General features: G+C 38.2%; 12 protein-coding genes. 7 read left to right on the forward strand and 5 right to left on the reverse strand.

Annotation, left to right across the window (positions count from 1 at the left end):
• Positions 1-5: 5 nt before the first annotated feature.
• The 7 genes from murD to ftsZ all read left to right on the forward strand — a co-directional run bounded on the left by murD (position 6) and on the right by ftsZ (position 9,486).
• Entirely contained in the window at positions 6-1,373 is a 1,368-nt protein-coding gene (gene murD / locus I6U49_RS02755; protein ID WP_317191838.1) for a UDP-N-acetylmuramoyl-L-alanine--D-glutamate ligase, read from the forward strand.
• Positions 1,374-1,518: 145 nt separating this feature from the next.
• Positions 1,519-2,727 carry an FtsW/RodA/SpoVE family cell cycle protein gene (locus tag I6U49_RS02760; RefSeq protein ID WP_193710367.1) on the forward strand — a complete coding sequence of 403 codons (1,209 nt, stop codon included), beginning with the start codon at positions 1,519-1,521 and terminating at the stop codon, positions 2,725-2,727.
• A gap of 49 nt (positions 2,728-2,776) precedes the next feature.
• Positions 2,777-3,868, forward strand: a complete 1,092-nt coding sequence (murG, locus tag I6U49_RS02765) for an undecaprenyldiphospho-muramoylpentapeptide beta-N-acetylglucosaminyltransferase (RefSeq protein WP_198627477.1) — start codon at positions 2,777-2,779, stop codon at positions 3,866-3,868.
• 24 nt (positions 3,869-3,892) lie between these two features.
• Positions 3,893-5,248, forward strand: a complete 1,356-nt coding sequence (gene murC / locus I6U49_RS02770; protein WP_198627478.1) for a UDP-N-acetylmuramate--L-alanine ligase — start codon at positions 3,893-3,895, stop codon at positions 5,246-5,248.
• On the forward strand, positions 5,238-5,954 hold the full coding sequence (locus I6U49_RS02775; RefSeq protein WP_198627479.1) for a cell division protein FtsQ/DivIB: 717 nt from the start codon (positions 5,238-5,240) through the stop codon (positions 5,952-5,954). The genes murC and I6U49_RS02775 overlap by 11 nt, the downstream gene beginning before the upstream one ends.
• Positions 5,955-5,957: 3 nt before the next feature.
• A complete protein-coding gene (ftsA, locus tag I6U49_RS02780; protein ID WP_193710371.1) occupies positions 5,958-7,325 on the forward strand; it encodes a cell division protein FtsA in 1,368 nt (455 codons plus the stop codon).
• 121 nt (positions 7,326-7,446) lie between these two features.
• Positions 7,447-9,486 carry a cell division protein FtsZ gene (ftsZ, locus tag I6U49_RS02785; RefSeq protein WP_198627480.1) on the forward strand — a complete coding sequence of 680 codons (2,040 nt, stop codon included), beginning with the start codon at positions 7,447-7,449 and terminating at the stop codon, positions 9,484-9,486.
• A 114-nt stretch (positions 9,487-9,600) separates the two neighbouring features.
• Here the strand turns inward: ftsZ and I6U49_RS02790 are convergent, their stop codons facing one another.
• From I6U49_RS02790 to I6U49_RS02810, 5 genes are all read right to left on the reverse strand, one after another.
• Positions 9,601-9,804, reverse strand: coding sequence for a hypothetical protein (locus I6U49_RS02790; protein WP_193710373.1), 204 nt, complete (start codon positions 9,802-9,804; stop codon positions 9,601-9,603).
• 89 nt (positions 9,805-9,893) lie between these two features.
• The gene (locus I6U49_RS02795) at positions 9,894-10,499 is read right to left on the reverse strand and encodes an inorganic diphosphatase (protein WP_198627481.1); all 606 of its coding nucleotides are present in this window, start codon (positions 10,497-10,499) and stop codon (positions 9,894-9,896) included.
• Between the two features lie 10 nt (positions 10,500-10,509).
• Positions 10,510-11,067 (reverse strand): hypothetical protein, encoded by a 558-nt coding sequence (locus tag I6U49_RS02800; RefSeq protein ID WP_193710375.1) that lies wholly within the window; start codon positions 11,065-11,067, stop codon positions 10,510-10,512.
• Between the two features lie 24 nt (positions 11,068-11,091).
• Complete coding sequence (locus I6U49_RS02805; RefSeq protein ID WP_198627482.1) at positions 11,092-12,621, reverse strand: helicase HerA-like domain-containing protein; 1,530 nt, start codon at positions 12,619-12,621, stop codon at positions 11,092-11,094.
• Between the two features lie 76 nt (positions 12,622-12,697).
• On the reverse strand, positions 12,698-13,750 hold the full coding sequence (locus I6U49_RS02810) for a S66 peptidase family protein (RefSeq protein ID WP_198627483.1): 1,053 nt from the start codon (positions 13,748-13,750) through the stop codon (positions 12,698-12,700).
• Between the last annotated feature and the right edge of the window lie 6 nt (positions 13,751-13,756).

The raw sequence follows: 13,756 nt of genomic DNA on the forward strand, positions 1-13,756 counted from the left end.
AAATAGTGAAACCTATAACTCAAAATACTCCTAATTCCGGTAAAAGACTGGTGATTCTTGGCGGCGGCGAAAGCGGTGCAGGAACGGCTATTCTTGGAGTGAAAGAAGGTTTTGAGGTTTTTGTTTCAGATAAAGGAAAAATAAAAGAAAAATATAAGTCGGTTTTTAATGAACTAAAGATCGATTGGGAAGAAGAAAAACATACCGAAGCTAAAATTTTAAACGCAGAGGTAGTGATGAAGAGTCCTGGAATTCCTGAAACCGTACCAATGGTAACGCAATTAAGGGAGAAAGGTATTTCGGTAATTTCAGAAATAGAGTTTGCTGCGGCCTTTACTTCAGCTAAAATTATTGGAATTACGGGAAGTAATGGAAAAACCACCACCACCAAATTTGTGCATCATATTTTGAAAAATGCGGGTATAAAAGTGGGAATGGCCGGGAATGTTGGTGACAGTTTTGCCAAACAAGTGGCCGAAACCAATCCCGAATGGTTTGTATTGGAATTAAGCAGCTTTCAATTAGACGGAATTAAGGATTTTAGGCCAGATATTTCGGTGCTTACTAACATTACGCCAGATCATTTAGATAGATACGAGTACAAGCTTGAGAACTATGTATTCTCAAAATTTAGAATCGCCGAAAATCAAACCGATGAAGATTTCTTTATCTACGATTTAGACGATGAAATTATTACCGGTTGGTTAGAAAAGAACCCGGTGAAAGCACAAAAATTACCGTTTTCCCTTCAACAAAAAGTAGAAAACGGCTCATATATAGAGAACCAAAATATTATTGTCAATATAAAAAACAACCAATTTAACATGCCAACAACAAAATTAGGTTTGCAGGGTAAACACAATACCAAAAATGCTATGGCCGCGGCCACTGTTTCCCAGCTTTTAAGAATTAGAAAAGAAACCATTAGAGAGAGTATGGAGAGTTTTCAGGGGGTGGAACACCGACTTGAAAAAGTGCTGAAAATTAATAATGTACAGTACATTAATGACTCTAAGGCAACCAATGTGAACGCTACTTTTTACGCCCTCGAAAGTATGGAAAGCGAAACCATTTGGATTGTAGGTGGAGTGGACAAAGGAAATGTTTACGACGATCTTTTGCCTCTTGTGAACGAAAAGGTGAAAGCTATTATCTGCCTGGGAGTAGACAATCAAAAATTAATGCAAAACTTTGGAAATTGTGTAGATACCATAGTGGAAACACAGTCGATGAAAGAAGCCGTAAGAATGGCCTATAGCCTTGCTGAAAAAGGAAATTCGGTATTGCTATCGCCAGCCTGTGCCAGTTTTGATCTTTTTGAGAATTACGAAGATAGGGGAAGGCAGTTTAAAGAGGCAGTTAGAGATCTTTAAAATTAAAGATTTTAGAGCCAGGCTTTCGTCAAGCTGAACTTGTTTCAGCTTCTAGCATGTTTCGATACTAAGAAGTTAAATCCTGAACCAAGTTCAGGGTGACGTTAAAAAGTTTGGCTGAGTAAAAGAGAAATTAAAAAATTAAATGAGCAACATTTTTTCAAATCTTAAAGGCGATAAGGTTATCTGGGCTACGGCCGGACTGTTGGCAATATTTTCGTTTTTGCCGGTCTACAGTGCCAGTAGTAATCTTGCGTATTTATATGGAGATGGAAGTACTTTCCAATATGTGGTAGTGCATTTCTTCCATTTGCTTTTAGGGTTTTGTTTGCTTTTTGCGGTGCATAAAATTCCCTATCATTATTTCCGTGGGCTATCAATATTATTTTTACCCGTTGTGGTTGTACTTCTTATTTATACCATAGCTCAGGGAACTATTATAGATGGTGCTTATGCCAGTAGGTGGATTCAAATTCCGGGCTTAGGTGTTTCATTTCAGTCGTCTACCTTAGCCTCTGTAGTTTTAATGATCTACGTGGCTCGCTACCTATCGAAAAAAACAAATGATAATCTTAGTTTTAAAGAGTCAATTTTACCACTTTGGGTGCCCGTAGGACTGGTATTATTATTAATTTTGCCGGCCAATTTCTCTACAACAGCTATTATTTTCTCTATGGTTTTGGTACTCATGTTTTTAGGTGGGTATCCGGTAAAATACCTTGGAATTATAGTCGCCGCCGGTTTGCTTTTGTTAACGATGTTTGTTTTAACAGCGAAAGCGTTTCCGGGACTTTTGCCTAATAGGGTAGATACCTGGGCCAGTAGAATTGAGAATTTTTCTGATGATAAAGATACAGAAGCAGATTATCAAATAGAAAAAGCAAAGATTGCCATTGCCAGTGGAGGTATTGCCGGAACGGGAATTGGAAAAAGTGTACAGAGAAATTTTTTACCGCAATCTTCATCAGATTTTATCTATGCGATTATTGTTGAAGAAATGGGGTTAATTGGGGCATTTGGAGTTATGGGTGCCTATCTATTATTGCTTTTTAGAATTGTAATTGTTGCAACTAAAGCCAATACAGTGTTTGGTAAGTTGCTGGTTATGGGGGTGGGTTTGCCCATTATCTTTCAGGCATTAATAAATATGGGGGTTGCCGTAGAGTTGTTTCCTGTTACGGGACAAACACTACCGCTAATTAGTAGTGGGGGAACCTCTATTTGGATGACATGTATGGCACTTGGAATTATTTTAAGTGTTAGCGCCAAACGTGAAGAAATAAAAGAGCAGGAAGAAGCTGGAACGGATGTAGATGAAGAAAATCCGTTAGACATTTTAAGTGAGGCGATATAGAGCTAATAGGCTTTAGGAGAAAAGAGGTTTAGATATAGAGATATAAAAAATGAAAAAGGATTTACGTGTAATATTATCTGGAGGTGGCACAGGCGGGCATATTTATCCGGCTATAGCTATTGCCAACGAGATAAAAATACGTTATCCTGAAACAGAAATATTGTTTGTAGGTGCAAGTGACAGGATGGAGATGGAAAAGGTGCCGCAAGCAGGTTACAAAATAGAAGGTCTTTGGATTAGTGGTATTCAGCGAAAGTTAACGATGAGTAATTTGATGTTTCCTTTTAAGTTGCTAAGCAGTTTGGCTAAATCCAGAAGAATAATAAAGGAGTTTAAGCCCAATGTGGTGATTGGAACCGGTGGTTTTGCCAGTGGCCCTCTTTTAAAAGTAGCAAGCTCTAAAGGAATTCCAAGTATTATTCAGGAACAGAATTCGTTTCCCGGAATAACCAATAAACTTTTGGCAAAACAAGTAGATAAAATTTGTGCTGCCTATGAAGAAGTGAAACGATTTTTTCCTGCTGAAAAAACCATAATTACCGGTAATCCTGTAAGGCAGGATTTATTGAAGATTGATGCAAATAGGGAAAAGGCACTAAAACATTTTGAACTTGAAAGCAATAAAAAAGTAGTGTTGGTGCTAGGCGGAAGTCTGGGTGCAAGAAGAATAAACCAATTGGTGGAAGCCAATTTAGAAAGATTTAAAAAGGAGAATATTCAGTTAATCTGGCAAACGGGCAAGCTGTATTTTGAAGAATATAAAAAGTATGATTCAGGTTTGGTGCAAACGCATATGTTTTTAAATAATATGAACCTGGCCTATGGCGCTGCCGATGTAATTATCTCCAGGGCAGGAGCCGGGACAGTGTCCGAATTAAGTATTGTTGGGAAACCGGTACTTTTTATTCCTTCACCTAATGTAGCCGAAGACCATCAGGCCAAAAATGCACAGGCGGTAGTAAAGAAGAATGCCGCTTTGATGTTGAAGGAAAATGAATTGGATGAAAAGTTTGAAACGGTATTTTTTGGTTTCATGGCTTCTGAAGAGAAGCAAAGAAAGCTAGGTAAAAATATTAAAAAACTGGCTTTACCAAATGCAACCGCCAGGATTGTAGACGAAATAGAAAAATTGATTAAATGAAAATGACGTTTGATTTAAAATAGAATGCAGGCTCTAAACCACATACAAAACATTTATTTTATCGGTATCGGGGGTATCGGGATGAGTGCGTTGGCGCGTTACTTTAAATCCCTTGGTAAGAATGTGGCCGGTTATGATAAAACTTCAACTTCGCTAACCAAAACTATGGAAGCCGAAGGTGTTGTTGTGGTTTACGATGATGATTTAAGGGCTATTCCCGTTGAATTTAAAAATAAAGAAAATACCCTGGTGGTTTATACTCCGGCTGTTCCTGCGGCACATAAACAACTGGCTTATTTCAAAGAAAATGAATTCCTACTGAAGAAAAGGGCTGCTTTGCTTGGTTTGATTTCAAAAGGAAAAACAACTTTGGCTGTAGCGGGAACTCATGGAAAAACCACTACTACTGCAATTTTAGGTCATTTACTTAAGGAAACCGGGGCAAAAGTTACCGGGTTTCTGGGCGGTATTAGTGAAGATATTCAAAGTAATTTAATTCTTAAGGGAGATGAGGTTGTTGTAGTTGAAGCCGATGAATTTGATCGTTCATTTCTTCACCTTTCGCCAAATATTGCTGCCATAACCGCTATGGATGCCGATCATTTGGATATTTATGGTAGCAAAGAAGAATTGGAAGATACCTTTAGGCAATTTGCTAAACTGGTTCCCGAAAATGGTACTTTATTCGTAAAAAACGGATTGGCAATAGCGGGGAAAACTTTTGGAATAGAAGATAATTCTGATTATTCGGCACAAAATATAAAGATTAAAAATGGGAGCTATCATTTTGATTTAAAAACTCCCAACGAAGTTATTAAAGACTTTAGGTTTAATCTACCCGGCAAACACAATTTGCTAAATGCTATAACCGCCCTGGCAATGGCTATCCAGTATGGATCCCCAATCCCCAGGCTAACCGGGGCGTTATATAGTTTTAAGGGGGTTAAACGTAGATTTTCTTATAAAATTAAATCAGATAGCCTGGTGCTTATAGACGATTATGCACACCATCCGGCAGAGATTGCTGCCGTAAATCAGGCAGTGCGGGAAATGCATCCGGGAAAGAAGGTCCTGGCGGTTTTTCAACCACATTTGTTTAGCAGGACAAAAGATTTTGCAGAAGATTTTGCGGAAAGTCTGGCCCTGTTTGATGAGTTATTCCTGCTGGATATTTATCCGGCTAGGGAATTACCAATTGAAGGGGTTACTTCAGCCTGGCTTCTAGAAAAGGTAAATAGTAATTCAAAGAAGTTAATTCAGAAAGAAAATATTATTGCAGAAATTAAAAGGTCTAAGCCTGAAGTTGTGGTGCTTATGGGTGCCGGTAGTATTGGAGAAGAAGTGGAATCTGTAAAAAAAGCCTTGCAAGATGAAGCATAAACTTAGATACATAAAACTGCCTGTTTTGCTGATTTTAGTAGCTTTTCTTTTCAGCTTTGCCGAAAAGCGTAATAATGCAAGAAAAATAAGTGAAATAAAGGTGCAATTTGTAGGGGGAGAGAACCTCTATGTTACTGAAGAAGCGGTTAATAACTTGTTGATACAAAATGATGTAGCTGCGACGGACATAGATAAAGAAACTTTAGATTTGAATAGGGTAGAACGTCTTTTGAACAATCATGATATGATAGAAAATGCTGAAGCTTTTCTTAGTTTGGACGGCAAACTTCAAGCTAAGATAGTTCAGCGTAAACCTATTGGAAGAATAGTGGGAAATTCTACCTATTATTTAGATGAAAACGGAAGTGAAATGCCTTTGTCTCCATATTATTCAGCTCGGGTTCCATTGCTGTTAGGTGTAGATTCAAGTGCTGTAGAGAAAGTATATCCGTTGGTTGCATATATTCAACAAGATGATTTTTTAACGCAGCATGTAACCGCTATAAAGCGTTTGGCCGGTAATAAATTTGAGCTGCAAATGAGAAAACTAGACTTTAAGGTTTATTTCGGCAAAGCCGAGAATATAGCACTGAAATTCAACAATTTTAAGGCATTTTATAAAAAAGCTATACAAGACGAGAAATTAGATACCTACAAAAGAGTGAATTTACAATTTGAAGATCAGGTTGTTTGCACTAAAAAATAAATTATGGAATACAACGACATAGCCGTAGGATTAGACATAGGGACCACAAAGATTGTGGCTATGATTGGGCGTAAGAACGAATATGGTAAAGTAGAAATCGTAGGCATTGGGAAATCCAAAAGCCTTGGGGTGCACCGTGGGGTGGTAAACAATATTACTCAAACCATCCAATCTATACAACAGGCTATTCAGGAAGCTGAAGCAGATTCCGGATTAAAAATTAGCGACGTTGTAGTAGGAATTGCAGGACAGCATATAAGAAGCTTGCAGCATAGCGATTACATAACCAGGACGAATCCGGAAGAGGTTATTGATAATGACGATATTCATAGCCTTTGTAACCAGGTGCACAAACTGGTGATGTTGCCGGGAGAAGAAATTATTCATGTGTTGCCCCAGGAGTTCAAAGTAGATGGGCAGGCAGAAATAAAGGAACCTATTGGAATGTATGGTGGGAGGCTTGAAGCTAATTTCCATGTGGTAGTGGGGCAGGTTTCTTCTATTAGAAATATAGGAAGATGTGTAAAAAGTGCCGGTCTAGAACTTTCGGCAGTTACTTTAGAGCCATTAGCTTCAGCTAATGCTGTATTAAGCCAGGAAGAAAAAGAAGCCGGGGTTGCACTGATAGATATTGGTGGAGGAACCACCGATTTAGCAATTTTTAAAGATGGAATTATAAGACATACCGCGGTAATTCCTTTTGGAGGAAATGTGATTACCGAAGACATTAAAGAGGGCTGTTCAATTATAGAGAAACAGGCAGAATTGCTGAAAATTAAATTTGGCTCTGCCTGGCCGGGAGAAAACAAAGACAACGAAATTGTTTCTATCCCCGGATTACGCGGAAGGGAACCTAAGGAAATTACCTTAAAGAACCTTTCAAAAATAATTCACGCCCGTGTTGTAGAGATTATTGAGCAGGTTTACCTCGAAATTAAAAACTACGGGCACGAAGAACAAAAGAAGAAATTAATAGCCGGAATGGTTTTAACCGGAGGTGGTGCGCAGCTGCAACATATTAAGCAACTTGCCGAATATATAACCGGAATGGATACCAGAATTGGTTATCCAAACGAACATTTGGCAGGAAATAACGATACTGAAACTACCAGTCCTGTTTACGCCACCGCGGTTGGCCTGGTAATGAATAGCCTGGAACACGGTGAAAAGAAATTTCAGGAAGAAGTAGTGCTAAAGAGCAAAGAAGAAAGAGAAAAAGAAGAAGCAGAACTACAGGAAGATTTTGATCAAAATCCACCACAAAGTGGCGATTTGAGGCAAGACCCTGAAGCTCCAAAAAGAGCGCCCAAAAAGAGCATATTTGATAAATGGGCAGAGAAGTTTAAAGATTTTTTAGATAACGCAGAGTAAAGCACTTTCAGGAAAGCTGAAAAAGTGTGTAATTATAACTATAGAAACACTTCGGCACAAGCGTCGAAGCATATTAAATCTCACTTAGTGAGTAAAAGATAGAACCAGTAAAACAGAATTTATGAGCAGTACAGAATTCGACAGCATTGCATTCGATTTGCCAAAGAATCAATCGAACGTCATTAAAGTTATTGGTGTAGGTGGTGGAGGCAGCAATGCCATAAACCACATGTTCCAGTTAGGGATAAAAGGAGTAGATTTTGTGGTTTGCAACACCGATGCGCAAGCCCTTGAGAACAGCTCAGTTCCTAATAAGATTCAATTAGGTGTTAGCCTAACAGAAGGTTTAGGAGCCGGGGCTAATCCACATATTGGGGAACAGGCAGCCGTAGAAAGTTTTGATGAAATTAAACAAATGCTTGATGTAAATACCAAAATGGTATTTATTACCGCAGGTATGGGCGGGGGTACCGGTACAGGTGCTGCCCCTGTTATTGCAAAACAAGCGAAAGACATGGGTATTCTCACCGTTGGAATCGTGACCATTCCTTTTCAATTTGAAGGGAAAATGAGAAACGAACAAGCGCAACTTGGTGTAGAGAATTTAAGAAGCCATGTAGATTCCTTAATCGTAATTAATAATAACAAGCTACGGGAAGTTTATGGGAATCTTGGTTTTAAAGCCGGTTTCTCTAAAGCCGATGAGGTTTTGGCAACCGCTTCCAGAGGTATAGCTGAGGTTATTACACATCACTATACCCAAAATATTGACCTTAGGGATGCTAAAACGGTATTGAGTAATAGTGGTACTGCCATAATGGGTTCTGCCCAGGCTACAGGTGCTACCAGGGCTCAGGATGCTATTAGCAAAGCCCTGGACTCTCCGTTATTGAACGATAATAAAATTACCGGTGCCCAAAACGTATTACTGCTAATTGTTTCGGGTTCTGAGGAGATTACTATTGATGAGATAGGAGAAATAAACGACCATATTCAGGCTGAAGCAGGCCATAGCGCCAATATTATTATGGGGGTTGGCGAAGATGAAGCTTTAGACGAAGCGATCTCGGTTACCATTATTGCTACCGGTTTTAATGTAGAACAGCAAAATGAAATTGTAAATACCGAGACTAAAAAAATAATCCATACCCTGGAGGACGATCAAAAAGCGGAACAGAATTTAAATCCGAAGAAAACACGTTCTTACCCAGAATTAAATCAGAAGACAGAGGCAGCTGCTCCAGAAGAACCAAAAGCGGCAAAAGTACAGGAGCCAGAGAAGCCTATTGTTCATACTTTAGATGATAGTGTAGAAGAGGTAGATGAATTAGGTAATATTAAGGATAAACGTGACGAATTGTTACAAACGCCACCTTCTGCTAGAAATATGGAAGTTTCTTATGAAGAAGTAAATCCTAACGATTTTATTATCAACGATACTTCAGAAGAAGTAAAGGAGATGGATGTAAATGAGCCGGAAGAAGTTCAAACTGAAAGCGAAGATCAATTTATGTTCACGTTCGATTTTCCTATAAATCAGGAGAAGAAAGAAGAACCAAAAAACGAGCAACCAGAGCAACAGGCACAGCAACAACAGCAGCCACAACAACCAAAACAGGAAAAAAGGCAGGAAATTAGGCATCAATTGGAAGATGACGAGCCTAAGAATATAGAGGTGAACGAACCTGTAGAAGTTGTTCCTGTAACCGAGAGTTCTACTCGTGGGGTTAAGCGTTATAGCCTTGACGATTATATGGATTTTGAGCAATCTTTGGATAATTCAAAACCCAGAGCCGAAAAGAGAAAAGAACCAAAAGATGAGACTATTGCTTTTGAAAAGAAAACCTTAAAGCCAGAGCCTCAAAACCCCGAAGAAAGTGAAGGAGAGGAAGACCCTTTTAACAACCCTATTTCTGAGGTGCTTATAGAACGTGCAGCCGAGCGTAGGGCTAAAATGAAGGAGTTTAATTATAAGTTTAGAAATAATGCGGCTCAAATTGAAGAAATTGAAAAGCAACCTGCCTATAAAAGACAGGGAATAGATTTAGATAAAAGCGATAGAGGAGAAGGAAAGCTATCAAGGACCAGCCTGGGCCAAAACGATAACGACGATCTTTATTTTAGGAGAAACAACTCGTTTTTACACGATAATGTAGACTAACACCAATCTTTATTTTATATTACTGTTCATAAAAAAAGGTGCCTTGCAATGGGCACCTTTTTTGTTGCTCGCTAATCTAGCTTTTAAAGCCTTGTAGGTTTGCTACAAGATAAATTAAGATTTCTGTTCTGCTTCAATATCTTCGGTGTCTTTTCTTCTTTTAATAAGGGAAATACCCGATATAAAGAAAATAAAACCAATAATGGCCAATGCCCACGGGCTTAATGATAAGGCAAGGCTCCCAAAAATTCCAAGAATCCCCATCACCAGGGCAATTGCACCACCAACGGTTAAAACAATTCCTAAGATTTTAATCATAACTACAGTATTTTGGTTAGTGAAATAAAGGTAGCTAAATGATAGAAAATCAAAGATTGATTAACATTTTTTAAAGAAAATGTGTATGTTTAGGTGCGTAAACGCCATTTTTCAATTTCAGAAATCGCTTCCTGTTCATCACCCCAGCCTTTAATTTCTATAGACTGTGCTTTATCGTAGTAACCAAACCAAAGCTCCAGGATTTTTATTACTTCAGGGTATTTGGCCATAAAAGTCTGGTAATTCTTAGTCTTTATAATTTGCTTGTTTACTTCAGCAGGAATGGCAACTATTTTATAATCTAGCTCTTTTTCATCTACTAACTTCAAAATAGCTACAGGAATTATCTCTATTAGGCTGCCGGTTGTTATACTTTCACCCAACACCAATACATCTACGGCATCGCCATCACCACCTAATTTAGGGTTGGAATATGTAGAGGGAATAAAGCCGTAATTCCCGGGGTAGGGAAGAAAATTTATAATTCGGTCTTTGCCGTCCCTCTGGTCTATTACAAACTTTTTTTGATTTTTATCGTATTCAATCTTTTTATTGGTGCCCGCAGGAATTTCAATTACTGCACGGTAAATTCCTTTTTCCATACTGGCTTGTAAGCCACTAAAATCTTTGGAAGTTTTACAGGCAGAAAGAAATAGAAGAACACTAAAAATTAAAAGGCTTGAAAATCTTCCCATACCTGGCAATTTAATCCCAATAGATCATAAAATATTTAATTTTAGCATCATCGGGAATTTGCGAAGCTCTAATTTTAGAATCTGTATCATATCTTAAATCTGCCGGAAGCTCTTTTTTATCTATAGTGATATAGGCATTTATTTCATCCAGAAAAACCACTGCTGCGTTAAGGGTATTCTCTATTCTTGAAATATTATAATCTTCCACAATGTCTTTAAATGTACTTTGGGTGTTTAAACCTGTTTTGGTCTTATAACGGGCGTCTAAAACACGTATATAGCCAATGGTGCTGGTAGAGTCAAACTCCTGAAGCGGTTCTAAGACCATTAAAGGTTTTCCTCCTTTTTCGAAGACCTTAATCTCGTTAACCGCACGAAACTCCCTAGCCCCACTCTTTTGTTTTACCAGGGAATCTTCTGCGAATAAAGAGTCTAATTTATTGATTTTAATATCCCGGTGTACAGGGCCAACCTGATTGGCGGTAATTAAAAAAGGATTGTCTTCGTCTTTTTGGCAGGAAGTTAATCCTAAAGCAAGTCCCAGAATAAGTAGCAAAGATTTTTTCATTTCTTAGATTGAATGTTGATGATATTATTTTAATAACTTATTGAGTACTCCCATTACGCCCCTAATAAAAGTAGCACTGGTAAGTACTTTAATGATTGCGCCCTGGGTTTTTCCAGAGTTTCGATTGTTAGTGCGGTTAATTGCCTTTTTTCGTTCTAAAGCTTCAATTTCGGCTTTTTCTTTGGCCTCTTTAGCTTTAGCTTCTTCAATTTTTTTATTAAGAAGTTCATAGGCGCTTTCCCGATCAATTTCTTCGTTATATTTTGTTCTTAATTCAGATTGTAAAATGAGCTCTTTAAGTTCGTTATTGGTAAGAATGTCCATTCTGCTCATTGGTGCTCTTAGCATGGTTGCGGCAAGTGCCAAAGGTCTTCCTTTTTCATCTAAAGCAGAAACTAAAGCTTCTCCAATTCCTAACGCAGTAAGCTCATTTTTGGTATCGTAATATTTGGAAATAGGATAATTTTCAGCCGATAATTTTATTGCTTTTCTATCTTTTGCCGTAAATGCCCTAAGTGCATGCTGAATTTTTAATCCCAATTGCCCCAATACTTCTGAAGGGACATCGGTGGGGTTTTGGGTTACAAAATAAAGCCCAACTCCTTTAGATCTAATTAACTTTACTATACTTTCTATTTGATCTAATAAAGCATCTGAAGCTTCTTTAAAAATAAGGTGGGCTTCATCTATAAATAAGACTAGTTTAGGTTTCTCCCTATCACCTTCTTCGGGAAAAGTGGTATAGATTTCAGCCAATAAGCTAAGCATAAATGTAGAAAAGAGCTTAGGTTTATCCTGGATGTCTGTAAGCCTCATTATGTTTACATATCCATGTCCATTTTCGTCTTTTCTGGTAAGGTCGGTTACTTCAAAGGAGCGTTCCCCAAAGAAGCGTTCGGCCCCCTGTTGTTCCAGGGCTACAATTTTTCTTAAAATAGCTCCCGTTGAGGCTTTGGAAATTCTTCCGTATTCATTCTCTATAGATTCCCTGCCCTCATCAGTAATATACTGAAGCATTTTCTTTAGATCTTTAAGATCCAATAGTGGTAGATGATGGTCGTCGCAATATTTAAAAATAATGGCTAAAATACCTTCCTGGGTAGGAGTGACATCTAAAATACGAGATAATAAAACGGGCCCAAATTCGCTTACTGTGGCTCTTAAACGAACCCCATCTTGCTCTGAAATGCTAAGGAATTCTACTGGTGCTTTAGAAGCTTTAAAAGGAAAATCAAGTTTCTTATGGCGTTCATATAGAAAATCTTCCCCGGCTGATGGTTTTGCAATACCGCTTAGGTCTCCCTTAACGTCCATTAGCAAAACCGGAACGCCCTTTTGAGAAAGATTCTCAGCGAGAATTTGCAGGGTTTTGGTCTTTCCCGTTCCGGTAGCTCCTGCTATAAGTCCGTGGCGGTTCATTGTTTTTAAGGGAATTTTTACTGCAGCATCGGCAAAAGTTTTTCCATTTAACATAGCGGCTCCCAAATAAATATAGTCGCCTTTAGGATTGTAAGCCTTACTTATATACTCTACAAATTCTGTTGTTTTATCCACCTTTCAAAATTTCTTAAAAATAAGAATTGTTGCTTATAATTTCCGGTTTTAAACACATTTACTTTTTAGAAAATTATTATTTAACGGCATTTTCCAGAAGCTCAATGCTCCCTTTTGTTGCATTTATCTTCGCTTTCAGTCCGTTAGGAATGGTAACATTGTCATCTATATGGCCAATCATTGCGCCTGAAAAAGCCGGGATATTTAGTGGCTTTATATAATGATCTATAACTTCTTCCATGGTTAGCGAGCCATAACCTGAGCCACCAGGCTTACAATTGGTGCATTTTCCAAAGACAAATCCGCTAATTTTGTCCAGCACCCCTCCTAATTGCAACTGGCTCATCATTCTATCTACGGCATAAATTTGTTCACCTACATCTTCTAAGTATAGGATATTGCCATCCCAGTTTGTTGGGAAATATTCCGATCCCATAATTCCTGTGAGAACAGCGAGGTTTCCGCCAATTAATCGGCCTGTAGCTTCACCTTTTCTAATGGTTCTTATCCTGTTTTTAATTTGTGTAAGATTATCGCCTTTATCGTTAGGATTGGTAAAGGTTATTTTTTCGTTGTCAAATAACAAACGTTTAAAATAATCAAAACTAAAGGAGTTCCAGGTAGAGACTGCTAAGGGGCCGTGAAAAGTTACCAGTCCTGTTTTTTGGTAAATTGCCAGGTGCAGGGCGGTAATATCGCTATAACCTATAAAGATTTTCGGATTATTTTTTATTGCCTTATAATCTAATTTATCCAGAATTCTTGCTGCCCCAGAACCTCCACGAAGTGCCATTATAGCCTTAATAGTATCGTTGCGAAACATATCATTTAATTCTCCTGCACGTTCCTCATCGGTCCCTGCCAAATGCCCGTAACGCCCTTTTACAAAATCTCCAAATTTTACTTTTAAACCCATGGCTTCCAGATTTTCTTTCGCAATTTCGTAAGGTTCGGTTTCAAAAATAGCACTAGATGGGCTTACTACACCAACCGTATCGCCTTTTTTTAATCCCTGTGGAATTATTATCGAATTGTCAATAGGAGCGATTTTATTAATTTCAGTAAAACTAGTTAGTGGAAAAGCCAAACTTCCAATTCCTATATTTTGAATGAATTTTCTACGTTGCATCTGGAT

It is taken from the genome of Salegentibacter maritimus, from assembly GCF_016236915.1.
GTDB classification, from domain to species: Bacteria; Bacteroidota; Bacteroidia; order Flavobacteriales; family Flavobacteriaceae; genus Salegentibacter; species Salegentibacter maritimus.